We start from the raw sequence: 25251 nt of genomic DNA, 5'->3' as shown, positions 1-25251 counted from the left end.
GCTTTTTAGTCCTGAACCACTTTTACGTTTTTATCGTCAAAGATGAACCCTTGTTTTTTTGCCAACTTCATGATGCGTTCTGGATTACTTAATTCTGTTACTTGAAGGTGATAATCTTCAACGATCTTCGTTTCTGCAGTTAGGTCCTTTTGAATACTCTCAACTTCAGCAGTTGCCTGATAAACAGACGCGTATAGAGAAATGAGCCAAATCAATCCGGCAATTAAGACGACCCCCATAGCTCCCCACAATACGACTTCACCTTTTGTAAATATTTTTCGGGATGGCTGCTGTACCGGCTTTGGGTTTCTTTCTGGCTGTAACTGTACTTGTTGTTTTTGAACTTGATAGGCTAAATTGCTCACTTTAGCTCTCCTCTCTATTTTTGTTTTTCAGCGACCCTCAATTTCGCTGAGCGTGATCTTCTGTTTTCTTCAAGCTCGTTTTCTGTTGGTACGATTGGTTTTCTTGTGATGAGTTTTAATTCTGGTTTGTATTCTTCTGGTATAACCGGCAGTCCTGGAGGGAGTTCCGGACCTGTACTTGCTTTTTTTAGTATATTTTTACACGCGCGATCTTCTAAAGAATGAAATGTGATAACTGCAATCCTGCCACCGACATCTAATAGTTCAATGGAATCTTGCAGTGCATCTTCAAAAGCGTTCAATTCATCATTTACAGCGATTCGAATGGCTTGAAATGTTCGTTTTGCAGGATGACCGCCTGTTCTTCTTGCAGGAGCAGGTATAGCATCCTTTATTATTTCGACAAGTTCTCCAGTTGTTTGAATCTCTTTTTTCTCACGAGCCGCTTCAATCTTTCTAGCGATCTGTTTAGCGAATTTTTCTTCGCCATATCTTGAGATAATCTTCATCAACTCATTGAACGTCCATTCATTCACAACTTCTTTTGCTGTAAGGTCACTTGATTGATCCATTCGCATATCAAGTTCAGCGTCATGTTGGTAGCTAAACCCTCTATCCGCTTCATCTAGTTGCGGAGATGAGACACCTAAGTCGAACAGGATACCATCCACTTTATGTATACCGCGTTTAGAAAGCTCTTCTTTAATATGACGGAAATTGCTGCGAATAATCGTATACTTTCCTTCATGTTCCTTTAGTACCTGACGGGCGTTTTCAATTGCTATGTCATCTTGATCAAATGCATATAGGTGGCCAGTTTCTAATTGAGACAGAATTAGCGCACTATGGCCTGCCCCTCCTAGCGTACAATCAACATAAATTCCATCTGGTCTTACGTGTAAAGCATCTACTGATTCTTGTTTTAATACGGTTATATGGTCAAACATGGAAAATTCCTCTCTGCTATAAACTTAAGGGTTATAAATCAAAGTCCATTAGACTTTCTGCAATTTCTCCAAATGAGTCTTCTGACTTTGAGAAGTATTCTTCCCAAATTGATTTACTCCAAATTTCAATTCTATTCGACACACCTATCACTACGCAATCCTTTTCTAGTTTTGCATAGTCTCTGAGCGGAGAAGCAATGTTTACTCTTCCCTGTTTATCTAACTGACATTCAGCAGCTCCAGAAAAGAAAAAACGAGTAAATGCACGTGCATCCTTTTTAGTAAATGGCAAACTCTTCAGCTTTTCTTCGATGACTTTCCACTCATTTAAAGGATATCCGAATACACATTGATCCAACCCGCGAGTTAAGATAAACTCTGTGCCTAGTTCTTCACGAAATTTGGAGGGGATGATCATACGTCCTTTTTCGTCGATGCTGTGTTGATACTCTCCCATGAACATATGATCACCCCACTTTCTCCCCTAAATCTACCACAACGCTCCACTTTTCACCACTACAAGTATTATTCGTGCACAAAAAAAAAAATCCTGCTGTAGCACAGGATTTTTTCTGAAATATTTTAACGTTTTTATAAGTAAACAATCTTATGTTTTCCGTTGAATTGATAAGGGTATTGTACAAGTTTGTTCACAAGTTCAGGACCTTCTTCATTAACAAATTGATAGATGTTCCAAATCCTTTCTTGCAAGATCACAGTAGGTTTTAATTGGAGCATGATCTCATCAAATTCAGCAAGAGGTTCTTTTACTTTTTTTCGAACGCGTTGTTCTAATTTATTCTCCATATAGTCGATCTCTGATAGGATTCTTTTCATATTTTGATCAGCGACGGGTAGAAGCGTTGAATCTATATCTTCTGCTAACTTTATCAACTTTTCATAAGAAGAAGTGAACTCTGCTTTTACGGATTGAACAGTCTCAAAAGTCTCGATCGGCCTGTTTAAAGCAAACCACTCGCGTTTATAACCATCCGTTCCATTCTCTAAAACTTGTTGCACCGTTAATTTCTTCGATTGGACCAATTCGTTTACTTGGTCGGTCACGAGAGTAAAAGATAGCCTTGGTGTCAATATCGGCATCAGTCTATTGAATTGGCTGAAAACCTTTCCAAGGACAGCCCAGTATGCAATCTCACCAGGGCCAGCAACAAACGATAACACAGGCAAAAGAAACTCTTGCATCAACGGACGTGTCACAACATTATTGCTGAATTTTTCCGGGTGTTTAACCGCTTCTTCAAGAAGTTCTGATTCAGAGATCTTGAAGTCTTTCTCTTTAGAGGAAAAACCATTTTCATCACGATACAATAAAATCCGCTCTTGATTCTTCGTGTAAAATAAATGAGCATTGTTTTCTTGCACTTCTATTGGAGCTGAAAATCCACTTCTGCACAGTTCTTCCGTTCGATCATTAAAAGCATGATCAATCTCACTATTATGAACGATCATCTCTTTTAACATCGTCGATTGTAGTTTTTTAAACGAAGGATCTCCAGAGTCCAATACTATCAACCCTTCTTCAGAAAACCATTTGGAAAGAAGTTTTGCAAAAAATGTAACGATAGAATCTGATTCGTTCAAGATACGCTCAGTCTCTGCGAGTAAATCACTTGTGTAAGCTGTTTCACCAAAAGAATGAAATACTTCCTTCAACCATGGCTGAACTTCATCTCTATTCCATTCCCAAAGAGAGGCTGAAGATTTCACGCTGCTTGCTGACTTTAAGGATATCTTTTTTGCAGTATTATTCTTAGGAACCATAATATGATTGATTTCATCCATATCATGATCTTCACCTGCTATCCAAAAAATTGGAACAACAGGAACATTTAATTCTTTTTGAGCTTCTTTAGCTAGTTGAATGGTACTGATGCACTTATAGATGACTAAAAGCGGTCCAGTAAGAAGTCCTGCTTGTTGTCCACCAACCACAGCTAAACTTTCATCTGCTTTCAGCTTTTGTATATTTTTAATCGTTTTGGCTGAGGACCCAATCTTTTGATTATAAGAAGTCAGATAATCCGTAAGACCCTTTCTAGGAAACGAATAACGCTTCAATTCCTGTTGTCTCTTTGCCCATTCATGTTTATCATAAGGTGATTTATAATCAAAAAAACGGACAACATCCTTATCTCCGTTGGAGTACCCTTCTAAAAAAGGCGATGTATGAAGCTGCAGTTCCTCCAGTCTCATTTATGAACTTCCTTTCTACGTATCAATTACATCCTTAACGAGTATAGCAAAGAACGAATAGAGAACATAAAAAATATGCTCTAAATGTCCAAAATACGTGAAATGACTCCATATGTCATCAATGAAAAGTAACCGATTGACAAAACAAGGAACTGTAATCGCCAATTTAACCTAAGTATCTTTCTAATAGACAGATCTAATTCATTTTTCCAAATCACATATGTAAAAAGTAAACAGCCTGATAAAAATAACAATAAAAGAATCCAATAATAAGATTGTCCCCAGATTTCAACAGTCATTCTTTCGATAGCAAAAAATAAAAAAAACGTTGTACAATCAACACCCGCCTTAAAGGCTTTTCTTCTTTTCTTCGTGAGCTTTAACATACTTTTATTGACAAGAAAAAAAACAATATAAGGCACAGTTATTAATGTAGCAATAATCGCACCTACAACACTAGCCAATCATTCATCCTCTCCAATCCAATGCACTGATTGCTTCATAAGCAAACCTAGAATAAGGAGTTTGAATCTTCAATTCGATCCCTCGCTTAATAATCTCACCCGTAATACTCTCAATTTCAGTTTGCTTACCGCTCTCTACGCTTTTTAACATAGAGGATCGGTTTAATGAAGTATTTCTGCATAGGACTAACAATTCCTTCCATAACACTTCGCGCTGTTCTATCATATTTAGTACAGAAGTCGTTTCTTCAAAAAGTTCTTTCATCATGGAGTGTGCGTATGCATTCGTCAAAAGTTCTCCATTCGTTATTCTTAATAAAGCTGTAAGCGGATTGATACATGCATTCATAATAAGTTTTTCATAAACCATCTGTTGCCACTCTTCTTCTATTACGATCGGAAAACGAGTTGAATGTAGAAAATCGCGCCAAGTCTGGTCAGAGCCCCCACTATAAGAAGAGAGTTTAATCCTACCTTCTCCGAGATGATGTACTGTTGCATAACCTTTCTTAACCGCGCCGTGTTCAACAACTCCAATGCTTATTTGTTTTTTAGGCAACCTTTCTAGAAAAGAGAGATGACTGATTCCATTTTGTAAAAAGAGGAAGGAAACCTCACTAAATTTCGTCAATCCTATCAACTCGTTCATCGCTGTTTGTTTAACTGCGATCATACAGTATGACTCTTCAGCATTATATTCAGCAAAAGGCTTCGCATCGACCTTTATTGTTGTCTCTGAACCTTTCAAATTTCTGTATGTAAGTCCCGACTTACTTAGTTCCTCTGCTTGAGCTACGCTTTTTGTATAAATGACAGGTTCATTCCCATTTTGTTTTAAAAAATAAGAAACTAATAACCCTATTGCCCCGCCGCCAATGACGCTTATTTTCATTCTAAGGCTCACCTCTTTAATGTATAACTCGATAGTATCATATTCTTAAGCATACTAAAAAAACCTCCCAAGTTAGGGAGGTTCATGCATCAAACAGGATAAACAGGATGCTTTCGCTCACTGAATACCATTTCTTTGTTTTCGTAAAATGCAAAACGGTTTTTAAGTTCATCTCTTAAGGCTGCAGGTGAAACAATATCATCTATGATCATTTCAGAAGCAAGCTTATAAATATCAATATGCTCTTTATATTCTTGCTGTTTTTGCTGAACAAATTGGATACGTTCTTTCACGTCTTCAATCTCATTAATCTTGTTAGAATATACAGCGTTCACTGCCGCTTCCGGACCCATAACCGCGATTTGAGCCGTAGGCAACGCAAGGCAACAATCTGGTTCAAAGGCAGGACCAGCCATCGCATATAGACCAGCACCATAAGCTTTTCGGACGATCACTGAAATCTTTGGTACAGTAACATCACTCATCGCCGCGATTAACTTTGCTCCGTGACGTATAATTCCAGCTCTCTCTACTTTTGTTCCTATCATAAAGCCAGGAACGTCTGATAAGAAAAGGAGAGGAATTGAGAATGCATCACATAGTGTGATAAAACGTGCCGCTTTATCCGCAGAATCAACAAACAGTACGCCGCCTTTTACTTTCGGTTGATTTCCGATAATCCCTACTGGTTTTCCATCAATACGTCCAAAACCAGTCACGATTTCTTGCGCGAATAGCTTTTTCATCTCAAAAAAACTACCTTCATCAATGAGTCCATCAATAAACTCATACATATCAAATGGGACATTTTGATTTTCTGGTACGATCGCTTCTAACTCTCTTCCCGCTTTAGGAGCAATAGCATCAACAACTGGAGCTTTTAATTTATAGTTACTCGGGAAATAGGATAGATATCTTTTCGCTTCTTCAATGGCATTTGTTTCATCCGTTGCCAAAACGTCACCGCATCCACTAACAGAGCAATGCATTCTTGCTCCGCCCATTTCTTCAAGCGTCACTTTTTCACCGATTACTTTTTCAGCCATTCGTGGACTTCCTAAATACATGGATGCATTTTGATCGACCATAATCACGATATCACAAAAAGCTGGGATGTATGCTCCACCTGCCGCTGATGGCCCAAAAAGAATACAAACTTGCGGAATCATTCCAGACATTTTTACTTGATTGTAAAAGATCTTCCCCGCTCCGCGGCGGTTCGGAAACATATCGATCTGATCCGTGATTCTAGCACCTGCTGAATCGACAAGATAAAGCATCGGAACTTTCAACTTTTGAGCGGTCTCTTGTATGCGAATAATCTTTTCAACTGTTCTAGCTCCCCAAGATCCAGCTTTTACAGTCGAATCATTGGCCATAACACATACTGTTTTCCCGCCAAGCTTTCCTATCGCAGTTACAACTCCATCTGCCGGTAGGTCTCCTGCTTGATTGTTTGCAAATTTAGCATCCTCTACACTGTATTCACCATTGTCAAAAAGCAGTCTTAGTCGGTCGCGGACGAACATCTTGTTTTGAGAACGGTTCTTCTCATGATATTTCTGTGCACCACCAGCTTCAATCTGGTCGATCTTATCTTTTAATACATTTTCTAATTTTGCTACCATGATATACCTCCTTCAAGAGAGTGAGCGCTCGTTCAGATTGTTTGCATGCTAATTTTATTTAAGTGTAACGAGTACATCGCCCTCATTCACAAAGTCTCCAGATGCAAACTTAATGTTATCTACCGTTCCTGCATCAACAGCGTCAACGGGTATTTCCATTTTCATAGATTCTAAAATAATTACTGTTTGTCCTGCTGTAACCTCATCACCTTCACTAACCAATACTTGCCAAACTGTGCCTGCCATAGATGCTGTAATTTCTTTCATTTCTCTCTCTCCTTTGTTTAATTAAGGTTTTGAAACTTTTCTTTTACTTAAGTAACTAGTGGTATAGTCACCTTTTATAAAATCCTCTTCTTTCAAGATCATTTTAAAAAGAGGTGTATTCGTTTTTAGTCCGGTTATCTCTAACGCATCAAAGAATTCAACCGCATTCTTCATACATCCTTCTCGGTTGGAATCGCTTACAATTATCTTCGCGATCATAGGATCATAAAAAGGTGTAACTGCATTTCCACTTTCATAACCCGAATCAATCCTTACATTCTCAGATTTCGGCCATATTAGTCTTTCAATCATGCCTGGTGATGGGAAGAAGGTGATCGGATCTTCCGCATAAAGTCTAAACTCTATCGCATGACCTTTACTCATAATCTCTTCTTGAGTCAATGGCAGCTTCTCACCTCTTGCTACTTGTATCTGCCATCTTACAAGGTCTAGTCCTGTGATACTCTCTGTAACAGGATGTTCAACTTGAAGTCTCGTGTTCATCTCTAGAAAATAGAAATCTCCGTTTTCGCTTACGACAAATTCAACTGTTCCCGCATTCACATAGTTTACCGCTTCAGCTGCTTTAACTGCCGAATCTGTAATTTTAGAACGAAGGCTTTCTGTTAAAAATGGTGACGGTGATTCTTCTACAACTTTTTGATTCCTTCGCTGAACACTGCAATCCCGCTCAAAGAGATGTACGATATTCCCATGAGTATCACCCATGATTTGAACTTCAATATGCCTGGCATTCTCGATACATTTCTCAATAAACATTCTGCCAGATCCAAAATAGTTTTTAGCGCGCTGCTGGGATGAAACAAAATGTTTGCGAAGGTCATCACTGTTATCGCATTTTACCATTCCGATTCCCCCGCCACCGCTGCTTGCTTTAAGCATTACAGGGTATCCGATCTGTTCAGCAAGTTTTACACCTTCTTCAACATCTTCGATAGGCTCAATCGTTCCAGGTACGATCGGAACACCCGCTTGCTGCATTGTTTTTCTTGCCATGATCTTATCACCCATCCACTCGATGGTTTGAGGTGATGGACCTATAAAAGCTATTCCAGCTTTCTCTATCTTTTTGGCAAAGTCATCATTCTCTGATAAAAGTCCATAACCTGGATGGATAGCGTCTACCTTATGTTTGAGAGCGACTTCTAGGATCACTTCACTCTGCAGATAGGATTTCGCTACCGGAGGTTCACCAATATGTACCGCTTCATCAGCAGCTTTTACAAAAGGGAGGTCTTTGTCTGCTTCAGAATATACAGCAACCGTTTGAATGTCCATTTCCTTACACGTTTTGATAATCCGCAGTGCGATTTCACCACGATTAGCGATTAATATTTTTTTCATGTTCATCCTCCTTCCTGATGTCAACATTACCTTTTTCGACATAAAAACCCAAAATCCTTTTTGAAAGCGTAAACTAAACGAATATTTTATTTTTAAAGAATTTTTTGCATAATTAGTATATACTATATCTATAGAGAAAAGTACAGAAAGACTGGGGGAGATCATATGTTAAAGTATGAAGTAAAGAAATTATTAGTTAACTATAAAACGCTTGAAGAATTTAAGCAGTTCAAGGAATACGGCGTACAAGAATTGTCAATGCTCGAGGATCTTCAGGAAAATATGATTGAAAACGACAGTGAGTCTCCATTCTACGGAATTTATTATGGTGATAAACTAGTAGCACGCATGAGCTTATATCAGATCGAATCTGCTTATGATCAATATTTTGATCCTCCACAAGATTATTTGGAACTTTGGAAACTTGAAGTATTGCCTCACCATCAAACAAAAGGACTAGGAAAAGCTTTAGTAGAGTTCGCAAAAACGTTCCAACTCCCGATCAAAACAAACGGCAGACAACAATCTGGCGGGTTTTGGGAGAAGATGGGCTTTGAAGCTGTAACATACAATCAAGATCGTGATCGCGGTCAGAATCCTTACGTTTGGTATCCAACAGGGGTCAGTGAACAGCGCCTTGCATAATCAAAATAAAAAAGATGGCATCTGCCATCTTTTTTTTAGTTTCGGACTGGTATTTCTACTAGCTTCCTCGCCCTGTCCATAATCTGCAAAACATCTTTATAATCACGGTACACCATCTCATACTCTTTATTCACTTTGCTAAGTTTACTTTTCAGTGTTCCGTTTTCCTTCTTCAGGTTTTGAAGCTTCAACAGTAACGCTTTATTTTCAGCTTCTAAGTTCTTTGAAACTGGTTTTTCAGCTTGAAGTTGCTGTAAAAAATGTATGATGTCATTTAAAGAGAGAGGCGTATCGCTTTTCGCGCTGTTTGAAGGGGTATCATGAAGTACCTCATTATGATTCTCAATGATTGAAGCAAACTGTTTAACTTTTCTTTTATTTCGCTCTTTACGTACTTTCTTAGCTTCAGTTATGGCTTTATCATATTGTTTACGAATGAGTGAGTTCCACCTAAATCCACATGCTGCTGGTGTTCTCGTTAATTTCTCTCCTACCTCTTCAAAGGCAACCAGCTGTGTACTACCTTCTCTAATGTGCCGAAGTGTTACCTCAGCAAGAATAGCATCTTCATCTTTTGTCCAGGCATCCTGGCGCAAGTTTGTCATTTAGATCCCCCCATTTTAGTGGTTTGTAATATAAATATGCTAGTGCTAGATAAGATAGACTTTATATTCTACTAAAATGGGGAAAACTTATTTTTTTAAGAATGCCTCTACTCTTTTATGGTGTTCATCTGTCGCCCATAACTTTGCACATCGTTCGATCTCATTGTGTACGCTCTGCTTCATCTTCCCCTTATCGAATCTTTCAAGCTGAAGTGCTTTATAAGACTCGATGACGCCAACAGGTTGAGATGTAAACCTACTTACATAGCGTTCAGTTTCTTTCAAGCTGTTTCCTTTAATGACGTATTGGATGAATCCGTAATCCATACCTTGCTTAGCTGTAACTGGAGTAGCACTGTACAAAAGATCCATCGCTCTCGTAAGGTTTATTCTTTCTAGGAGGTAAGTTCCTCCACCCCAACCCGTTGTAATGCCTAGACGACCTTGGATAAAGCCTACTTTTGCTTCTGCTCGAGCAAGTCTGATATCGCACGCTGATGCTATCTCACATCCTCCACCAACTGCTGATCCATTTAGAAGAGCTACAGTAGGTTTTGGAAAAAAGAAAAGATCATGAAGAACGTTTCCCATTTTTGATAACATACCGTACGCCTGCTCTTCAGTCTTTAATGAATGAAAAGCACTGAGGTCTCCTCCAGAACAAAACGCTTTTGTACCTGCTCCCGTTATAATTAGAACTTTTAAATCATCATCCTTTTTTGCCACATCTAAAAGAGTAGATAAATTCTTCATCACATCGTAATTAACAGCATTACGTACAGATGGGCGATTTAACGTTATCCACCCTATTCCATTCTTTTTTTCCCATAAAACAGGTTGCTCGTTCACTATATACACCTCCGATACAAAAGAAAACGCTTTATTTATGTATATGAAAAAACAGGAAGCCTATAGCTTCCTGTTTCTCATTACTTGCTTACTACTTCTTTTCCTTTGTAAGATCCACACTCACGGCAAACGCGGTGAGATAACTTGTATTCTCCGCACTGTGGACACTTTACCATACCAGGCATGGAAAGCTTGTAGTGTGTACGACGCTTCGCTTGGCGAGTTTGAGAAGTTCTGCGAAAAGGTACTGCCATTTGTATCCACCTCCTTAAAGGTTCTAGAAAGAATCATTATAACCTATTCTTTCACTTTTTGTCTTCGTCAAAAAATTTAGCCAGACCTTCCAAACGCGGATCAATCCGGTTTTTCATGTCTTCATCCGTAACCCTCTGCCATCCTTTTCCTTCTTTAGGAGCGGGACTGTCTGTCACATCAGCAGCCGTAATTTTCAACGGTTTTTCAAGCAAAATATGCTCTTCGATGACAGGGAGAAGGTCAACGTAATGTCCTTCGACTTTGTGAAGGCTCTCTTCATCTTCGTATTCCGTATAATTCGGATCGAAAATAAAAATTTCCGTCGTTTTTACCGAGAATGGAAATTCCACATCTACCAAAGTGTTGGCACATGGCAACACCATTTTTCCTTTTATGTTTAAGTAAAAAGTGGCTTTTTGCTGAGTTACATCTGCATGTCCTTCTACGTGAACAGGATCAACGCTTCTGATCTCCGGGTCTTTTTCCATCACTCCGCTCGCATCAACATTTTGTTCAAACGTTAACGGTTTACGGTAAAAATTTTTAATTTCTTGTAGTGACCATTTCATGTCTTTATCACCTCAAGGCAACAGTAGTAATTATATCGGTCATCAAATAAAATGTCAATATTTTATCTTTACACTGATACTTTTGATTCTAAACTCTTTTTAGTACAATGTAAACAAGTATAATCGAACGTTTAAAAGGAAGTGGAACAGTTGAAAGCATCTGGAGTTGTTGTAGAATATAATCCGTTTCACAATGGACATTATTATCATTTACAAGAAACGAAAAAAGCTACAGGCGCTGATTGTATAATTGCCGTGATGAGCGGTAATTTCCTTCAACGTGGAGAACCTGCTCTTTTGTCAAAATGGAAAAGAACAAAGATGGCGCTATTAGGTGGAGCAGATATTGTCATTGAACTTCCTTATTCATTCGCAACTAGCCATGCGCCGCGTTTTGCATTCGGTAGCATTTTTTTGCTGCAATCTCTTGGTGCAGAGTCCTTTTGCTTTGGAAGTGAATCTGGAGATGCTGAACTTTTCAACCAGACTCATGAATCGGTAAACGCTCAACAGGAAACCTACCAAGAACTTGTTCGGTCATTTATGAACAAAGGTCTATCATATCCATCAGCTGCTTCACGGGCATACGAATCACTTGATATTCCACTGGCTCTCGATCTCAGTAAACCGAATAATATTTTAGGATTTGAGTATGTAAGAGCTAGCCGTGAGTTAGGTTCTCATATACGACCTTTTACGATAAAGAGGAAAAATGCTGATTACCATGATGTAATGCTAGGCAAAGGTAATATTGCTAGTGCAACAGCTATCAGAGAAGCTATTTTCACAAGAGAACCTGATCAAGCAGCAACTTATATGCCCCGTTACACACTTGAGTTATTAGCTGAAGAACAAAGTGAAAAAGGTACACTTATGAATTGGGAGCGATTCTATCCTCTTCTTCGTTATCAACTATTATCTACAAGTCCCAGTGAAATAAACCGTTATTATGAAGTTGAAGAGGGTTTAGAATACAGGATGATCGAAGCGATGAAGAGATCTGACTCCTTCGAGACTTTCATGAATCATTTAAAGACAAAACGTTATACATGGACAAGATTGCAGCGCGCTTGTTTACACGTTTTAAATAAGGTCCAAAAAGACGAGATGTTTGCCATTCTAGACTCACCACCCTCATACATTCGCGTGTTAGGGATGACAAGTAAAGGCAGAGATTATTTAAGTACTGTCAAAAAATCTTTAGACCTTCCTCTTGTCACTACTGTCTCTAAGCATGATTTTGCCGGATTGAGGATGGAAGCGAGAACTTCTTTAGTTTATGCCCAAGGTGCTGCTCGGAATATTTTACGAGCTGAGAAAGAAGAATTCAATTCTCCGCCAGTTATGGTGAGATGATTAAGACTTAAAGTTTGGTCTGTTTTGAAATGGCGCTCATATTCTTAATATGGCGCTCGTCTTGAGCGTAATTAACATCCGCTCAAGACGAGCTAAAAAAGGATGCAGAAAAGCCACTTCTGGCTTCTGCATCCTTTTTCTTTACAATTTTTTCAAATAGTCGAGTGCATCGTTCAGTGTCTTAACTGGAACGATCTTCATTTTAGACCCTATATCTTTTTGAGCCTTCACGGCATCATTGTAGTTATTTCCATCAACAGGGGCAAAGAAAATCTCAGCACCTGCTTCATCAGCTGCAACAATCTTTTGTTGTATACCTCCGATCGGCCCTACATTCTTTTGAAGGTCCATCGTTCCGGTTCCTGCAATTTTCTTCCCGTGTGTAAGATCATCTGGTGTTAACTGATCCATAATTTCTAACGTGAACATCAACCCAGCTGAAGGTCCTCCGATCTGTGATGTATCAATCTTCACTTTCGGATCTGTTACGATGGATACATCTGCTACAGGAGAAGTGATGCCAAGACCCGCTTTCGGTCCTTGATCTTGAATATACTTCTTTGGAAACTCTTCAATGTTTAAATTCACATTCAATTTTTTATCGCCGCGTAGAATCGTTAAGTCAACCGCATCTCCTGCTTTTTTAGGAGCGAGCGTATCGAGTAGTTTCTTTGTTTCCATAACTGGATTACGGTCAACAGCAATAATCTTATCTCCAACTTTTAACTTTTCTTCTGCCGGCATTCCAGACATGATCCCTGTTACATAAACACCATGGTATTCGATGTCTACTTTCTTTCCTGCCTCTTGATAAGCAACAATGGTGGCCGCATGCTGTGAATCTTCCATCATCTGCAGTTGTCTTTGATTGTATTCTTCATCCGTCTCATCTTCTCCTCTGATCTGATCAGCAGGGATGACTTCACGATAATCACTCAGCTTTGCCCATATGTATTGCGGAATGTTTGCTGTACCTACCGACACTGTTGTTAGCATGAACACTCCCTTATCGTCGTCTCCTCCCTCTACGCTAATGATGGGATCTAACACTCTGGCATCCCCTGGAGAGGTAATGTAGTAAGGGAGTGGATAGAATGCTATAAAAGCAAACACCAGTAAAAAAAGAATAATGAATTTATTTTTTGAGAAAAAGTTTGTTCGTTTCGTTGTTTTTTCAGTGGTCATGCATAGACTCCTTCCAGTTGTCGATCTTTTCTAAAATTTTTGGTATCTGTTTTCTTCCTGCTTCTTCTCCTATAGCAATTATATCATTTACATCCTTAAATGCTGTAGAACTGAACTGCTCAACCATTGGACGAATCATAATATCAGCGGAAATTTCGTGCCAGCGCACCATTTCACGCTGCATGATATCGATACTTTGAATAATAACATCAAAAATAGAAGAAACCTGAAGTTCTGCTTTAAAATGCGAAATATCAACTGCGATTACAAGGTCTGCTCCCATCTCTCGTGCCACAGAAACAGGTACGCGGTCAATAACTCCACCGTCCACCAATAGTTTTCCATCTATTTTTTCAGGCACTAATATGCCTGGGATCGAGATGCTTGCACGAACGGCATCTGCAATAGGTCCCGTTCTAAAAACCACTTTTTCTCCTAGTAGTAGATCAGTTGCCACGATTGCTAAAGGAATATTCGTTTGTTCAATTTGTTTTTGTTTTGTGAGAAGCCTTACGAGTTCTTTGATTTTCTTCCCTGTGATAAATCCCATCTTAGGGACCGTGTAATCCATATAATATTTACGTTTAAAGAGCGTTGCCATCCGGTAAAGGTTTTCATCGCTATGACCCATACTCACCATCGCACCGACCAAAGCTCCCATGCTGCTTCCAGCTATCATATCTATAGGTATTCCTGCATCTCTTATTGCTTTAACAACACCTAGATGAGCAAACCCTCTAGCACCGCCAGATCCTAGAGCAAGTCCGATTTTTGGTTCTTTCATGCTTTGCTCCTCCTTTAGAAGCACCGTCTTTTTTTAACATATGGTCTAAAGAGTAAGGCTATACGTATAAATAAGGATGAGGACAAGTAAGTATAGTGGAATTATGTGAGAGGAGCGCTCCCCTTTATGAACAAAGCTTATTTCAAAACACTTGTATTGTCAGCATCGGCTATTATCATAGCAATATCAATAATCGTATACCCAAAAGAAACATATATGGCGTCCGTAAACGGTTTGAAAATGTGGTGGGACGTTGTTTTCCCATCTTTAATGCCATTTTTTATATTATCAGAAGTATTGATGGGGTTTGGCGTCGTACATCTTATAGGTGTATTGTTTGAACCTCTTATGAGACCGCTTTTCCGTGTCCCGGGTGCTGGGGGATTCGTTTGGGCGATGGGCATTTCTTCAGGATTTCCTGCCGGTGCAAAGCTGACGGCACGATTATGGCACCAAAAACAGATCACGACACTAGAAGCAGAGCGCCTCGTGTCTTTTACGAATTGTTCGAACCCTTTATTCATGTTCAGTGCGATTGCAGTAGGCTTTTTTCATAACGCAGCTCTTGGAATTGTTCTCGCTGTAAGCCACTATGTGGGCAACATTTTCGTTGGACTCATCATGAGGTTCCACGGCTGGAAAAAAGAACCAGTTAATAAGGAAGTACGTTATAGAGGAAAAGGTCTTACCAATGCGTTTAAACATATGCATGAAGCTAGATTAGCAGACAATCGTCCCATCGGACAGCTTCTTGGAGATGCTGTTCAGCAATCTACAAAGACACTGCTTATGATCGGTGGGTTCATTATTCTCTTCTCCGTACTTAGTAAGATGATGGATCTTCTTCATGTGGCTCAACTTCTCTCAAACTTTATCAATTATTTATTTATTATGCTTTCCCTATCCGAACAATTAAGTCTTCCTCTGATTAAAGGAATCTTTGAGATTACGTTAGGAAGCAATTTAACGAGTCTCGCACAATCACCCATTTTACAGCAAGCCGTCATCGTAAGTTTTATATTAGCTTTTAGTGGTTTTTCCGTTCAAGCACAAGTCGCTAGTATACTTGCTGATACAGATATCAAGTTCAAGCCTTTCTTTTTTGCAAGAATACTTCATGGATTCTTATCTGCGATCATTTGTCTATTAGTATTCCCTTATTTGTATCACGTTAAAAGCACTACTGCTCCAGCATTTGCATTTCTTACAGAAAAAACCGTGCACATAAGTGAATTTGGCATGCTGGCCCTAATGCACAGCCATTATGTCACACTTGGATTCTTAATGATTTCAATCTTGTTGTGGAATAGAAGTCTTATGAAAAAAAACAGCCTCCGTACTTAACGGGGGCTGTTGTATTTTTCTTTTAAAGCTTCTTCCACAACTTCCGGAACAAGATCTGAAACATTCGCATGATACTTTGCTGCTTCCTTAACGATGCTTGAGCTCAGGAAGGAATATTGATTGTTTGTCATCATAAAGAATGTTTCGACTTCGTCATCCAATTTCTTGTTGATCGAAGCAATTTTCATCTCGTATTCAAAATCTGATACTGCACGTAATCCTCTAAGTATCACATTTGCTCCGATATTCTTTACGTAATCGATCAGAAGGCCGTTAAAAGAGTCTACTTTCACATTAGGAAACTGCTTCGTAACTTCCTTTAAAAGGACGATTCTCTCATCAACTGTGAACAAAGGGTCTTTGCTTTGATTATTGGCTACCACTACAATTACTTCATCAAATACTGTTGCTCCACGTTTAATAATGTCCAGATGACCACGAGTTACGGGGTCAAAGCTACCAGGACAGACTGCAGTTGCTGGCATTTTTTTCACCTCATACTTTATGTTAATCGCGTTTATAGATTGTTATTGTAGTTGTTTTTCCGTATGTTTCCTGTCTGACCTGATAAAAGCTTCCGATCTCCTCAGGTAATGTTACATCCGTACCATGTTCAGTCACAATACTTCCTTCTGGAGAGAGTAGTTCCAGCTTGTCGATCTCCTCCATATCCTTTAATAACATCTGCTTTGCATAAGGAGGATCAAGAAAAATCATATCGAATTGCATCTCTCTTTTTTGAAGCGCTTTCAATGCTCTTTTTGCATCATTTCGAAAGACTTCTGTTTTGTCTTCGTAGTTGCATTGTTTGATATTCTCTTTAATCGTATGTATGGCTTTTTGATCTTTATCAATGAAAATGAAGTGCTCCATGCCACGGCTTAAAGCTTCAAGACCTAAGCCACCGCTTCCACCATATAAGTCGAGACCTGTACCTCCCTCAAAAAAAGGACCGATCATGTTAAAGATAGATTCTTTAATCTTATCAGTTGTCGGCCTTGTGTTTGTACCTGGTACAGCTTTAAGTGGTCTTCCTTTACATTCTCCAGCTATTACTCTCACGTTCTTCACTCAATTCTTTATCCGTTTTCCCTTACTTATCCTATCACAAGTATTCCTGTATTCAAACATCAAATCTTTTTCTTATAAGTATAAGTCAAATTAAATGCGGTCATACTATTTGTAACAACATCAACGAACGATGTTGTTGCCAACCGCGGAGAAGACTTACTCCCCATAAGTTCTTCATCCGGTTTCTCCTCTCCCATCGCCTTTAAACAGAAGTGATTTTGTTTTAAAGGCAACCTGCAGTTTTTGCTGCAGGTTTTTTTTCATGCTTAAAAGTCCTTTAAGCTCATAGATGATTATGCTACATTGTTTTATAGAAAGGGGATTGAATGATGATTCAACGATTTATTGAGCTTGGAGAAGGGTATTCTGATCTTTATGAACTACTTGAGATCATGGAAACGAACAAAGACCGTATCTCACAGTTATTATGTTTAAAAGTTAAGAAAGAAGATAAAATGTATGCGTCTCTTGTTGCTGTCCTGCACCCAGCTTCAGAGGGAAAGTTTCAGCCACTATACATTTGCCGAGAGGGAGTACCTTATCCTTCTAAACGTATTGATCTATTCGAGGCAAAGGCCGCACAGTTAAATAAAGAAGTGGTTACATTTGATGTAAAGCCATCAACAGATTTTGCTGAAACAGAACTCTTTTTTCACTATCTAACAGGGATTCTTCGTTTAAACTATTTAATTCCGCCATTGTTATAAAATAATTTTTTTGCCAAATAGGTGAAGACTTATAAATTTTTTTGAGGACTTATAAAAAAATTTGAAGACTTATAAAATTTCTTCAAGACTTATAAATTCTTTTGAAGACTTATAAATGGAATTACTGACAAAAAAAACAGGCAGCTATTTGTATTAGCGGCCTGTCTCTTAAATCCCCATCTTATAGTCATACTCTTTCGCTTTATCAACAATTTTACTTTCATATTCTGTCTTGATCTCTTGTTTATGAGACCTTTTTACTTCTTTTACGAAATGCAAAGATTCAAGCTTTGCTGCAATCTCATCTATTTTGTTTCCATCACAGTACAAAACAGCATATTTCAACCTTCGAGAAACATAATGCACATTACCATAACGTCTTAACTGTTTTGAAAACTTTAATGAATGGAGAAAAACAGATAGCCCACGACGATTACCTATCATAATTAAAGCTCCTTTTATATACTGTATTGATCAAATAAATGAATACTCCCTGTTAGGAAGTGATGTAGATTGGACTTAAACAACGTTTGGGAACATTTTTTGAATCGAATGAAACAAGACCCTTCAATCATTCATGTTGAAAAAAAAATGATGGCCGGTATCCCTTTCATATATGTAACGGTTTCTTCGCAGTTTTCAATCGATCACTCAACTGATTCTGTAAAAAAACATGCCGTAAAAGCTATGAAAGGGAAACGGCTAACATTAAACCTTACATTTGTAAGATCAGAAGAAAATCTTCATGTATACCGAATGCGTTTTTTAGTACCGCAAGAAAAAATGTTCTGCTGCGGAAACTTATGTTTTGACTGCATTCGGTTTAGAGACTAAGTTTAAGCACAGCCACAGGATCCGCCTGAACCACATCCACCACTGCAAGAGCTCTCATCGAAGAACGGATTGCCTGTAGGAACTTTAATCTGTTGAGATACACTGTAAGCAATGATTTTACTGCATTCCATCAATAAGTTTTCAAGTTCTTTTTCTGCTTTCTTAAATTGAGCTATATTTTCATGAAAATCAAGCTCCCGTTTAAGAGTACGAACTTGTGTTGAAACGGTATGAAAATCAGGATGATATTTTCCAAATCGCTGTACTTCTTCATACTGTTCTTTCATTTTTGCGAAACGAGCAATCATTTTCTGTGCTTCAACATCTTGCTCTAGGTTATATTTTGACTCTCTATATGCTAATGCAACACTGGAATCAGCAACCATCTCTGCTAATGCTAATGATTCTTCCAGCAATACACTTTGGTCTAAACTCATACGTCACACCTCCCTTTAGGTATGAGGTTTCTAATCTATTATAGCGGATATTGAATAGACTTAAAAGCATAGCAGACTTCTTACAAAAAATAAAACTCTTCATAAATTGAAGAGTTATCGAACTTGAACGACTATATTTTTCTTTAATCCGTAATCAGATCCATCTTTCTTCTTCAGCTGCAGAGTAATCTTATGTTTACCGGGATTCATATTCTTTAAGATGAACATGGATTGATTAGCATTCATCTTCCACTTATTGTTTACAAAAACAGCAATGTATCCATCCTTATTTCCTGGTGTCTTCGTAAGACCACCTTGGAAGGAAAACCTTGAAATAATATTCTCAAAATAGATCCGCTGCTTTTTCACATGATAATTGACTGCCCAGTCTTTATCCATGATTGGATATGAAGCAGATACCTCTACAGCTTTTGGTTTGGACTCAGAAGTTCCTTCGTGGAATTTGGTAATCGTAAATAGTGTGAGCACGATAATCACTAATAGACCACCTGCATAGATCCGTCTATTTCTTATTTTCATAAAAAAACCACTCCTTATAGAAGTAGTTTTTTCCTTATTGATTCTTATTATCCCTCAAAAACTCTTAACCGTTGTTTAGAGAGTCTGGCATTGGCTGAAAATCATTCGGCATAGGAGCATCGCTTCCTTTTACTTCATCACTCATTACAGAGATCAATTCCATTAATAAGCCAAAGTTTTGTACCTGTTGATGAAAACGATCCACTCTTTGCCCGAAGGTACGCCCGTAAAACACTTTCGCACCCTCTTCCAGCTCAGACACTGAAAAAGGGTTTCTACTCAGCTTTCTATACCACTCTGGTTTTTCTCTTATATAATATTTCAAGTCAGGTCTTGTATTTAAGTATTCGAGAATTTCTCTTCGCACACCGCACACATCCTTTTAATCCCTATATGAAGGATAATCATTCATTCTATTTTCCGGCTGTTGGTTCGGTCTGTCAGACTGATTGTTAAATTGCTGTAATAGTTCTTGAACCGCATCCATCAGACTACCAAATTGGGATAAATATTTTTGTACATCCGTTATTTGCAGTTTACTTAAACCAGCAACAATATCTCCAACTGTAAGTTCTGTTCTTGTCTTCTCAGACTTAGAGCGATCTTCTTGTTTTTTATCTTTATCCTTATCTTTTGCATACTGATTCCAGCTTTCATGTTCTTCTCCCAAAACAATCCAATCCTGATAAACTTCTTTCCAAGGCCTCTTATTCTTCTTCACTTCCTTAATTAAATCAGGATGTTTATGAACGAACTCCTTGAAACTTTCTATATCAGTCTTTACCACAGAATCCACCCCCAGCCATCCACTGACGAATGATGTTTACTACATGATACATAAGTGCCCATAAATTGGTGCGCCCATTTTTCATTATTCATGCAAAGTTAATTCTGTTTACTTTATTCTCATCCGCCCAAAAAGGTACAATAAAAATAAAAAAAGATTGAGGGAGAGACTATTGAACATTAAGGACGAGTGGAACGAGTATTTCGAAACCAGTACTGAACAAGAGCAACAAGTCATGAAACGTTTCTTAAACAGTTTGAAAACGAAAAGAGAAAAGCAGCATAAGACACACATTGCTTCTTTATTAGATTTTAAAACAACTAGAATCAATGATCATACGTTAGAGATGGAGATGCCCAATTCTCCCTTACTCGACAATGCACTCGGAATCTTACATGGCGGCTTAACCGCAACACTTTTAGATACAGCAATGGGCACGATGGCCAGCCTTGTTCCAGGTAACAAAAGAGGTGCTGTGACTGTCGAATTAAAAGTAGACTTTTTAACACCTGGCGTTGGAGAGTTGTTCATTTGCCGTGCTGAAGTCGTACATAATGGCAGACAATTGGTCCGTATGGATGGAAAAGTACGTAACGAAAAAGGTACTTTAATCGCTTCTGCATCAGGTACATTCTTTAAACTTGCCGAATAACAGAAAATCCCTCTAAAATACCTTCTCAAAAAAAAAGAGCTGAACCTTTTAAGGTTCAGCTTTACTATCTCTATTTACTTCATAGGTACTAAGAAATTCTGTGTGTAATACTTATTATCTACACCCACTCCTAAATGAGTGTACTCATTGTTTAAAAGTGTGTTCCTATGCCCTTCACTGTTCATCCAGCCTTCTACAGCTGCTATACCGTCCGTATAGTTTGCAGCTATATTCTCTCCCGCTTGCAGAAACTTTACTTGCTTTTGCTGCAGCCTATCTGAAAGCGTTCGTCCATCCTTACTCTCATGAGAGAAATATTGCTGATCTAACATATCTTTTGAATGCAAAAATGCCACTTCCGAAGTTTTCTCATCCCACTGCAACGGATTTTTGTCGTATTTAAGACGGATAATATTCGTTAACTCAAAAACTTGCTGTTCTTCAGATTGATCTACCTTTTTTTGTTCATCATCGCTTAACTGCCCAAGCGGGGGAAGATCTCCTCGATAAACGATCGAGTATGGCCTTTGTTTTAACAAGACATCCGAAGTAGTATATCTTACACTGGATAGCTGATTCGTAAACTTATCAAAATAAAGCTGTACCCAAATGTTATCTTTCAATTTAATCAGTGGACGCAGCATAACTTCTTGCTCAGACAGTTCAAATCTAAAGAAATCTTCTCCGTCGTTAATAGTGATGTCACTCTCAATCGGAAACTTTTGGATGATCGTGTTTGAATTCTCTCCAATCGTAAATGGTGATGTATTCACATCAGATCCAATGACAAACAACGTAACTACTTTTCCGTTTTCTACACCAGCTTGCAAATATCCTTTTGGACTCTTGTTTCCATATATGTACCAATCATAACCATAGCTAGATGGATCTATCCTTTCAGGTTCTCCCCATTGCTCTTTAAATTCAGATATATCTTTACCAACCCAGTTAGAAACAGCATCATCAGGAATCTTTAATGTTTCTTCTATGTACTCTACTTTTGTATCAGGCTTTTCTTTCTCGACTGTGAATTCTGGTAGTACATCATAAAAAAATAAGCCAATCAAAATAAAAACGGATAGGAAAAAAGTAACCAATCCTCGCATAATGGTTCCCCCTATATCTTTCTTCTCTTCTTAGTTTAGCATAGAGGGTATGTGTTTGGATGAAACCTTTCAAAAATAAAACAGCTCCCCTTTAAAAGGAACTGTTTTATATAATCAACATCAATTATTGAATCTGATCTCTTTGCTCAGAAACTTGTGAAAGGGTATGTCCTGCAGCGGAGTCACTCTCTTTAGCTAGGGAAAGATCTCCTAACGAGATAATCCCTACAAGTTTATTGTTCTCTACGATTGGAAGTCTTCTTACTTGTTTGTCTGCCATAAGTTCCGCTGCTTCTTCAACTGTCATATCTGCAGAGCCTGTAAACAGATTATCGCTCATAACATCGGATACCTTTGTAGACCCTGGACGTTTCTCAGCAACTCCCCGGACGACAATATCTCGATCCGTGATTACTCCGATAATTTGATCATTCTCACAAACAGGAATAACACCTACATTATCCTGCTTCATTTTTACGGCTACTTCGTAAACATTGTCTTGTGGTGTTACATAATCTACATTCCTCGTCATGATGTCACTTACCTTTTTCACAAACATTACCTCCTCGTTATTTTAAATCTATACTCCTTTATGCTTTACGAAAGAAAAACAAATATGCGCACTTTTGACAATGATTGCATCTTTAGCGCTTTCATAATATCATTAAGAAGTGATTATTATTTTTTATTGAATTCCTAGGAGGTTTCACAATGAAATTTGAAGAAAGCGGCTTAAACGGGAAGGTTGTTGAGTTTTCACTTTTAGAGCATGTGATGGATAACCATGGCATGATCCGTGCTGGCCAATGGGATTATGAACGTATTACATATGATTACAAATTTGAAGATATGACGAATGGTGACGTTTACTACTTCCGTTTCCCTTGTCATGTTATTGAAGCAGAAACAGAAACACCTCATGCTAAAGTTGAACTTGGAACACCTTATGTAGGGAAACATTACTACCCGCATGGTGTAGAATACGACGAAGTATTCCCAAAACACGTAGTTAATCAATGCAACAAACTGATCGAAGCACTGCATAGTGAGTTACACGTTTAAAAAAACCCCTCTTGCATGAGGGGTTTTTTCTTATTCAGCAGCTCTTTCTGGAGATTGAGAGGAGTACCCTTCAAATAGCCTGCCACCATATGGAGCGAGCACTTCATCAACAAATCCAATGACTTTTGATTTGGAGCGATTGAAATAATAATCATCAAATACAGAAGCGAATTGTTCAGCAAAAGGTTCGCTATACTCTTTTAAAGCCCGAAGAATCCACTTTCCTTCCCCAATCCAATGTCCATTAACACGTAAAACAAATTCATGTGTACGATCAGCAAGTTTTGAAACGATAAATAAATCCTCTAAAACGTTTGTAGAACCTTCTAGATCGTTTAATAGATCGGTTAAGAAATAACGTGCTTGCTCGATCTCAATCGTCTTCCACGGAGTAGGCCCTGCTTTTAATAACTGTAAAGCTTCATTCTTAATTCGTGACGCATGCCCTGAGTCACGAAGAATGATGCCTTCAGCACACATTTGTGGAAGTGAGGGTCTGGCTCTGTCGATATTTTGTTTGAAAAAGCGTTTGTAAGTAAACATGTTGTGAACAAAAACCTCAATCGGCCAGTCATACTCGGTAAGTGATTCACGATATGACTCACTGATAGAACTATCTATGATGATGATATCTAAATCAGAGCTTTCTGTTTCTTCTCCCCTAACAACACTGCCAGCCAGATAGGCTACATCACAGTTTGGATAATGAGACTCTATAAATTTTTTAGCTGCTTGTCTGGCACTGATTCTCATGATTTTTCTTTCCTTTCTACTCGGCTTTACTATATATTTCGACACCAACGAGCAATTTCTTTTTTTTGTTGTGATTTTGTACGTCTTTTTTAGGTATATTTCATAACATTCGCTTTTCCAGCGCCGTGAGGAGATTATATGCATCTGAAATCATGTTGTTTGCAAGTATAGACTTAGGTTTAGACAAAAAAATAACCCGCAAAAATGCCGGTTACTTTAATTCAGGTTTCAATTGATTATTTTGTCGTTTAATTAACTCCAAGTCCGCCTTATCACGCAGTCGTTCTTTTTTCACCCATCTCGTAAAGATTAATCCGAGTACAAAGGCATAAATCACTTCTTGGAAGATCTTCATTGTAACTCCACCTACATGCTGATCTTCTTTCGGCGTCATCGTTTCAAACAATTGTGGCACATTTCTATAAGTTTCATAAAGCTGAAAATCTGCAAACATGATCAACGCACAAGCTGGAGTCATTAGTACACCATTAGCAAACACGTATCCGATCTTTTTAATGTCTGACAACGTATCAAGCTCTCTAACCGGACAAAGAACCGGCCACCACATCGTATAAGCCGTTATTAATAATAAAGCATGATACCCGTAATGAATAACAGGGTTTGAAACGGCTGCATCAAACACTAAAGGAATATGATACAAAGAAAATACTGCGTTAAAGATAAGCAATGCTAGCAACGGTTTAGTGAGGAAATGAAAAATCCGAGTAAGGATTGTTTTCTTACTTAACCAACTTTTCCATCTCACCTCAGGAATCCCAAGTATCATAAGAGGTGCGATCATTAAATAAAGAACAGCCATCTGTACCATGTGAACACTGAATAAATAATTATGTCCTAAAACCTGAACAGGCGTACCTTTTATAATGATCATCAACAAAAGTGAAGCGATCATTGAAGTCTGCTGCCATTTCGTCGCAAGCTTCTTACCCTGTTTATCTTTCGCAACAAACCGAAAGTAAACGAACGCAAGAATGATGGCTAAAACATATATCGAAGGCGGAAAAAGCTCGTACCAGTTATAATCACTTAAACTAGTATGATGAACATGATGATTATGATGCATGTCTGTCATCTCCTTTATAAAAGTACCCATAAATACTATATCAATCATGGTTGGTACTTGTACGGAATAATAGTGACAATTCTTAATATTGTAACAAATAAAAAGGGCTGCATACGAGATGCAGCCCTTCCTTGATTACGATGTCCAAATAAGTCCCATTAAGGAAGCTACTGTAATAGCTGCAACCAATATACCACTTGCCATACCCCAGATTGGGAAGTCATGTCCTTTGTGGCTTAAGTGCATCCAAACATATAGCTGGAAGAAAACTTGAACAACTGCCAGTGTTAGGATAAACAAAACAGCAAATGAATCACTAATCTTGTCACTCCAGATCGCAAAGAATGCAACGATTGTTAAAAGAATCATCATGACAAAAGAAACGTTATGATGCTTACGCTCCTCTTTCAAAGCAAGCTTACGCTGAATCTCTTCGTGACGATGAACGGTAGTTTCAGGGTTTTGTGTGTGATTAGCCATGAGT

The 25251-nt window shown here is 38.4% G+C and carries 34 protein-coding genes; 7 read left to right on the top strand and 27 right to left on the bottom strand.

The features are described 5' to 3' along the window. Positions 1-5 precede the first annotated feature (5 nt). The 9 genes from ftsL to IHV10_RS05300 form a co-directional block, all read right to left on the bottom strand. Complete coding sequence (ftsL, locus tag IHV10_RS05340) at positions 6-365, bottom strand: cell division protein FtsL (RefSeq protein ID WP_197127646.1); 360 nt, start codon at positions 363-365, stop codon at positions 6-8. Positions 366-379: 14 nt separating this feature from the next. After that, complete coding sequence (gene rsmH, locus IHV10_RS05335; RefSeq protein WP_197127645.1) at positions 380-1312, bottom strand: 16S rRNA (cytosine(1402)-N(4))-methyltransferase RsmH; 933 nt, start codon at positions 1310-1312, stop codon at positions 380-382. 31 nt (positions 1313-1343) lie between these two features. Beyond that, positions 1344-1775 carry a division/cell wall cluster transcriptional repressor MraZ gene (gene mraZ / locus IHV10_RS05330; RefSeq protein WP_066393436.1) on the bottom strand — a complete coding sequence of 144 codons (432 nt, stop codon included), beginning with the start codon at positions 1773-1775 and terminating at the stop codon, positions 1344-1346. 128 nt (positions 1776-1903) lie between these two features. Next, positions 1904-3526 carry a bacillithiol biosynthesis cysteine-adding enzyme BshC gene (bshC, locus tag IHV10_RS05325; RefSeq protein ID WP_197127644.1) on the bottom strand — a complete coding sequence of 541 codons (1623 nt, stop codon included), beginning with the start codon at positions 3524-3526 and terminating at the stop codon, positions 1904-1906. A gap of 80 nt (positions 3527-3606) precedes the next feature. Further along, complete coding sequence (locus IHV10_RS05320) at positions 3607-3990, bottom strand: DUF3397 domain-containing protein (RefSeq protein ID WP_197127643.1); 384 nt, start codon at positions 3988-3990, stop codon at positions 3607-3609. A gap of 4 nt (positions 3991-3994) precedes the next feature. Continuing rightward, positions 3995-4882: a ketopantoate reductase family protein gene (locus IHV10_RS05315; RefSeq protein WP_197127642.1), complete on the bottom strand. Its 888-nt coding sequence runs from the start codon at positions 4880-4882 to the stop codon at positions 3995-3997. Between the two features lie 89 nt (positions 4883-4971). Further along, the gene (locus tag IHV10_RS05310) at positions 4972-6510 is read right to left on the bottom strand and encodes an acyl-CoA carboxylase subunit beta (protein WP_197127641.1); all 1539 of its coding nucleotides are present in this window, start codon (positions 6508-6510) and stop codon (positions 4972-4974) included. Between the two features lie 54 nt (positions 6511-6564). Beyond that, positions 6565-6777, bottom strand: coding sequence for an acetyl-CoA carboxylase biotin carboxyl carrier protein subunit (locus tag IHV10_RS05305; RefSeq protein ID WP_197127640.1), 213 nt, complete (start codon positions 6775-6777; stop codon positions 6565-6567). Between the two features lie 21 nt (positions 6778-6798). Then, complete coding sequence (locus IHV10_RS05300) at positions 6799-8142, bottom strand: acetyl-CoA carboxylase biotin carboxylase subunit (RefSeq protein WP_197127639.1); 1344 nt, start codon at positions 8140-8142, stop codon at positions 6799-6801. A gap of 165 nt (positions 8143-8307) precedes the next feature. On the opposite strand from IHV10_RS05300, the gene IHV10_RS05295 reads away from it, so the two are divergent. Further along, positions 8308-8787 (top strand): N-acetyltransferase, encoded by a 480-nt coding sequence (locus IHV10_RS05295; RefSeq protein WP_197127638.1) that lies wholly within the window; start codon positions 8308-8310, stop codon positions 8785-8787. 35 nt (positions 8788-8822) lie between these two features. Here the strand turns inward: IHV10_RS05295 and IHV10_RS05290 are convergent, their stop codons facing one another. The 4 genes from IHV10_RS05290 to IHV10_RS05275 all read right to left on the bottom strand — a co-directional run bounded on the left by IHV10_RS05290 (position 8823) and on the right by IHV10_RS05275 (position 11065). Further along, complete coding sequence (locus IHV10_RS05290; RefSeq protein WP_197127637.1) at positions 8823-9392, bottom strand: RsfA family transcriptional regulator; 570 nt, start codon at positions 9390-9392, stop codon at positions 8823-8825. A gap of 87 nt (positions 9393-9479) precedes the next feature. Then, on the bottom strand, positions 9480-10241 hold the full coding sequence (locus tag IHV10_RS05285) for an enoyl-CoA hydratase/isomerase family protein (protein ID WP_197127636.1): 762 nt from the start codon (positions 10239-10241) through the stop codon (positions 9480-9482). Between the two features lie 80 nt (positions 10242-10321). After that, the gene (gene rpmF / locus IHV10_RS05280) at positions 10322-10495 is read right to left on the bottom strand and encodes a 50S ribosomal protein L32 (RefSeq protein ID WP_066240492.1); all 174 of its coding nucleotides are present in this window, start codon (positions 10493-10495) and stop codon (positions 10322-10324) included. A 51-nt stretch (positions 10496-10546) separates the two neighbouring features. Then, on the bottom strand, positions 10547-11065 hold the full coding sequence (locus IHV10_RS05275; protein WP_137789755.1) for a YceD family protein: 519 nt from the start codon (positions 11063-11065) through the stop codon (positions 10547-10549). Between the two features lie 150 nt (positions 11066-11215). Between IHV10_RS05275 and IHV10_RS05270 the strand changes: the two genes are divergently transcribed. Continuing rightward, the gene (locus IHV10_RS05270; RefSeq protein WP_197127635.1) at positions 11216-12421 is read left to right on the top strand and encodes a nucleotidyltransferase; all 1206 of its coding nucleotides are present in this window, start codon (positions 11216-11218) and stop codon (positions 12419-12421) included. 141 nt (positions 12422-12562) lie between these two features. Here IHV10_RS05270 and IHV10_RS05265 read toward each other — a convergent pair whose 3' ends face one another. Both IHV10_RS05265 and IHV10_RS05260 read right to left on the bottom strand, forming a co-directional pair. Then, complete coding sequence (locus IHV10_RS05265) at positions 12563-13606, bottom strand: SepM family pheromone-processing serine protease (RefSeq protein ID WP_197127634.1); 1044 nt, start codon at positions 13604-13606, stop codon at positions 12563-12565. Beyond that, positions 13596-14390 carry a patatin-like phospholipase family protein gene (locus tag IHV10_RS05260; RefSeq protein ID WP_197127633.1) on the bottom strand — a complete coding sequence of 265 codons (795 nt, stop codon included), beginning with the start codon at positions 14388-14390 and terminating at the stop codon, positions 13596-13598. Before IHV10_RS05260 ends, IHV10_RS05265 begins: the two co-directional genes overlap by 11 nt. 126 nt (positions 14391-14516) lie before the next feature. Between IHV10_RS05260 and ylbJ the strand changes: the two genes are divergently transcribed. Continuing rightward, positions 14517-15734: a sporulation integral membrane protein YlbJ gene (ylbJ, locus tag IHV10_RS05255; protein ID WP_197127632.1), complete on the top strand. Its 1218-nt coding sequence runs from the start codon at positions 14517-14519 to the stop codon at positions 15732-15734. On the opposite strand, the gene coaD is transcribed toward ylbJ, so the two are convergent. After that, complete coding sequence (gene coaD / locus IHV10_RS05250; protein WP_197127631.1) at positions 15731-16219, bottom strand: pantetheine-phosphate adenylyltransferase; 489 nt, start codon at positions 16217-16219, stop codon at positions 15731-15733. The two genes, ylbJ and coaD, sit on opposite strands and share 4 nt — an antisense overlap. A gap of 22 nt (positions 16220-16241) precedes the next feature. Then, the gene (gene rsmD / locus IHV10_RS05245; protein WP_197128212.1) at positions 16242-16796 is read right to left on the bottom strand and encodes a 16S rRNA (guanine(966)-N(2))-methyltransferase RsmD; all 555 of its coding nucleotides are present in this window, start codon (positions 16794-16796) and stop codon (positions 16242-16244) included. Positions 16797-17134: 338 nt separating this feature from the next. Here rsmD and IHV10_RS05240 point away from each other — a divergent pair, with 338 nt between their 5' ends. Beyond that, positions 17135-17512, top strand: a complete 378-nt coding sequence (locus IHV10_RS05240) for a DUF7147 family protein (RefSeq protein WP_197128211.1) — start codon at positions 17135-17137, stop codon at positions 17510-17512. Between the two features lie 168 nt (positions 17513-17680). Here IHV10_RS05240 and IHV10_RS05235 read toward each other — a convergent pair whose 3' ends face one another. Next, positions 17681-17956 carry a YlbG family protein gene (locus IHV10_RS05235; RefSeq protein WP_066245799.1) on the bottom strand — a complete coding sequence of 92 codons (276 nt, stop codon included), beginning with the start codon at positions 17954-17956 and terminating at the stop codon, positions 17681-17683. Between the two features lie 69 nt (positions 17957-18025). Between IHV10_RS05235 and IHV10_RS05230 the strand changes: the two genes are divergently transcribed. Further along, a complete protein-coding gene (locus IHV10_RS05230; protein WP_197127630.1) occupies positions 18026-18346 on the top strand; it encodes a hypothetical protein in 321 nt (106 codons plus the stop codon). A gap of 2 nt (positions 18347-18348) precedes the next feature. On the opposite strand, the gene IHV10_RS05225 is transcribed toward IHV10_RS05230, so the two are convergent. The 4 genes from IHV10_RS05225 to ylbD all read right to left on the bottom strand — a co-directional run bounded on the left by IHV10_RS05225 (position 18349) and on the right by ylbD (position 20110). Beyond that, on the bottom strand, positions 18349-18783 hold the full coding sequence (locus IHV10_RS05225; protein ID WP_197127629.1) for a YlbF family regulator: 435 nt from the start codon (positions 18781-18783) through the stop codon (positions 18349-18351). A gap of 114 nt (positions 18784-18897) precedes the next feature. Then, positions 18898-19323, bottom strand: coding sequence for a hypothetical protein (locus IHV10_RS05220; protein WP_197127628.1), 426 nt, complete (start codon positions 19321-19323; stop codon positions 18898-18900). A 64-nt stretch (positions 19324-19387) separates the two neighbouring features. Further along, on the bottom strand, positions 19388-19690 hold the full coding sequence (locus IHV10_RS05215) for a YlbE-like family protein (protein WP_197127627.1): 303 nt from the start codon (positions 19688-19690) through the stop codon (positions 19388-19390). A 15-nt stretch (positions 19691-19705) separates the two neighbouring features. After that, a complete protein-coding gene (gene ylbD / locus IHV10_RS05210; protein ID WP_197127626.1) occupies positions 19706-20110 on the bottom strand; it encodes a YlbD family protein in 405 nt (134 codons plus the stop codon). A 172-nt stretch (positions 20111-20282) separates the two neighbouring features. Between ylbD and IHV10_RS05205 the strand changes: the two genes are divergently transcribed. Then, positions 20283-20762, top strand: coding sequence for a PaaI family thioesterase (locus IHV10_RS05205; RefSeq protein ID WP_197127625.1), 480 nt, complete (start codon positions 20283-20285; stop codon positions 20760-20762). Positions 20763-20836: 74 nt separating this feature from the next. Here IHV10_RS05205 and IHV10_RS05200 read toward each other — a convergent pair whose 3' ends face one another. Then, positions 20837-21868, bottom strand: a complete 1032-nt coding sequence (locus IHV10_RS05200; protein ID WP_197127624.1) for a CAP domain-containing protein — start codon at positions 21866-21868, stop codon at positions 20837-20839. Positions 21869-21992: 124 nt separating this feature from the next. Continuing rightward, positions 21993-22421 (bottom strand): CBS domain-containing protein, encoded by a 429-nt coding sequence (locus tag IHV10_RS05195; protein ID WP_197127623.1) that lies wholly within the window; start codon positions 22419-22421, stop codon positions 21993-21995. 158 nt (positions 22422-22579) lie between these two features. Here IHV10_RS05195 and IHV10_RS05190 point away from each other — a divergent pair, with 158 nt between their 5' ends. Then, positions 22580-22930, top strand: a complete 351-nt coding sequence (locus IHV10_RS05190) for a YugN family protein (protein WP_197127622.1) — start codon at positions 22580-22582, stop codon at positions 22928-22930. 30 nt (positions 22931-22960) lie between these two features. On the opposite strand, the gene IHV10_RS05185 is transcribed toward IHV10_RS05190, so the two are convergent. The 3 genes from IHV10_RS05185 to IHV10_RS05175 all read right to left on the bottom strand — a co-directional run bounded on the left by IHV10_RS05185 (position 22961) and on the right by IHV10_RS05175 (position 25247). Then, positions 22961-23677, bottom strand: a complete 717-nt coding sequence (locus tag IHV10_RS05185; protein ID WP_197128210.1) for a nucleotidyltransferase domain-containing protein — start codon at positions 23675-23677, stop codon at positions 22961-22963. Between the two features lie 217 nt (positions 23678-23894). Continuing rightward, positions 23895-24767: a cytochrome c oxidase assembly protein gene (locus tag IHV10_RS05180; RefSeq protein ID WP_197127621.1), complete on the bottom strand. Its 873-nt coding sequence runs from the start codon at positions 24765-24767 to the stop codon at positions 23895-23897. Between the two features lie 135 nt (positions 24768-24902). Next, positions 24903-25247 carry a cytochrome C oxidase subunit IV family protein gene (locus IHV10_RS05175; protein ID WP_066393364.1) on the bottom strand — a complete coding sequence of 115 codons (345 nt, stop codon included), beginning with the start codon at positions 25245-25247 and terminating at the stop codon, positions 24903-24905. Positions 25248-25251 lie beyond the last annotated feature (4 nt).

The sequence above is a fragment of the Fictibacillus sp. 5RED26 genome, assembly GCF_015903895.1.
GTDB lineage: Bacteria > Bacillota > Bacilli > Bacillales > Fictibacillaceae > Fictibacillus > Fictibacillus phosphorivorans.
This window is presented reverse-complemented; position numbering and strand designations above follow the sequence as displayed.

Excerpts from the sequence above, each read along its gene's own strand:
- rsmH (WP_197127645.1), bottom strand. The coding sequence starts at position 1,312 with ATGTTTGACCATATAACCGTATTAAAACAAGAATCAGTAGATGCTTTA.
- mraZ (WP_066393436.1), bottom strand. The coding sequence starts at position 1,775 with ATGTTCATGGGAGAGTATCAACACAGCATCGACGAAAAAGGACGTATG.
- bshC (WP_197127644.1), bottom strand. The coding sequence starts at position 3,526 with ATGAGACTGGAGGAACTGCAGCTTCATACATCGCCTTTTTTAGAAGGG.
- IHV10_RS05315 (WP_197127642.1), bottom strand. The coding sequence starts at position 4,882 with ATGAAAATAAGCGTCATTGGCGGCGGGGCAATAGGGTTATTAGTTTCT.
- IHV10_RS05310 (WP_197127641.1), bottom strand. The coding sequence starts at position 6,510 with ATGGTAGCAAAATTAGAAAATGTATTAAAAGATAAGATCGACCAGATT.
- IHV10_RS05305 (WP_197127640.1), bottom strand. The coding sequence starts at position 6,777 with ATGAAAGAAATTACAGCATCTATGGCAGGCACAGTTTGGCAAGTATTG.
- IHV10_RS05300 (WP_197127639.1), bottom strand. The coding sequence starts at position 8,142 with ATGAAAAAAATATTAATCGCTAATCGTGGTGAAATCGCACTGCGGATT.
- IHV10_RS05295 (WP_197127638.1), top strand. The coding sequence starts at position 8,308 with ATGTTAAAGTATGAAGTAAAGAAATTATTAGTTAACTATAAAACGCTT.
- IHV10_RS05290 (WP_197127637.1), bottom strand. The coding sequence starts at position 9,392 with ATGACAAACTTGCGCCAGGATGCCTGGACAAAAGATGAAGATGCTATT.
- rpmF (WP_066240492.1), bottom strand. The coding sequence starts at position 10,495 with ATGGCAGTACCTTTTCGCAGAACTTCTCAAACTCGCCAAGCGAAGCGT.
- IHV10_RS05275 (WP_137789755.1), bottom strand. The coding sequence starts at position 11,065 with ATGAAATGGTCACTACAAGAAATTAAAAATTTTTACCGTAAACCGTTA.
- IHV10_RS05265 (WP_197127634.1), bottom strand. The coding sequence starts at position 13,606 with ATGACCACTGAAAAAACAACGAAACGAACAAACTTTTTCTCAAAAAAT.
- IHV10_RS05260 (WP_197127633.1), bottom strand. The coding sequence starts at position 14,390 with ATGAAAGAACCAAAAATCGGACTTGCTCTAGGATCTGGCGGTGCTAGA.
- ylbJ (WP_197127632.1), top strand. The coding sequence starts at position 14,517 with ATGAACAAAGCTTATTTCAAAACACTTGTATTGTCAGCATCGGCTATT.
- coaD (WP_197127631.1), bottom strand. The coding sequence starts at position 16,219 with ATGCCAGCAACTGCAGTCTGTCCTGGTAGCTTTGACCCCGTAACTCGT.
- IHV10_RS05240 (WP_197128211.1), top strand. The coding sequence starts at position 17,135 with ATGATTCAACGATTTATTGAGCTTGGAGAAGGGTATTCTGATCTTTAT.
- IHV10_RS05235 (WP_066245799.1), bottom strand. The coding sequence starts at position 17,956 with ATGATAGGTAATCGTCGTGGGCTATCTGTTTTTCTCCATTCATTAAAG.
- IHV10_RS05225 (WP_197127629.1), bottom strand. The coding sequence starts at position 18,783 with ATGAGTTTAGACCAAAGTGTATTGCTGGAAGAATCATTAGCATTAGCA.
- IHV10_RS05220 (WP_197127628.1), bottom strand. The coding sequence starts at position 19,323 with ATGAAAATAAGAAATAGACGGATCTATGCAGGTGGTCTATTAGTGATT.
- IHV10_RS05200 (WP_197127624.1), bottom strand. The coding sequence starts at position 21,868 with ATGCGAGGATTGGTTACTTTTTTCCTATCCGTTTTTATTTTGATTGGC.
- IHV10_RS05190 (WP_197127622.1), top strand. The coding sequence starts at position 22,580 with ATGAAATTTGAAGAAAGCGGCTTAAACGGGAAGGTTGTTGAGTTTTCA.
- IHV10_RS05180 (WP_197127621.1), bottom strand. The coding sequence starts at position 24,767 with ATGCATCATAATCATCATGTTCATCATACTAGTTTAAGTGATTATAAC.
- IHV10_RS05175 (WP_066393364.1), bottom strand. The coding sequence starts at position 25,247 with ATGGCTAATCACACACAAAACCCTGAAACTACCGTTCATCGTCACGAA.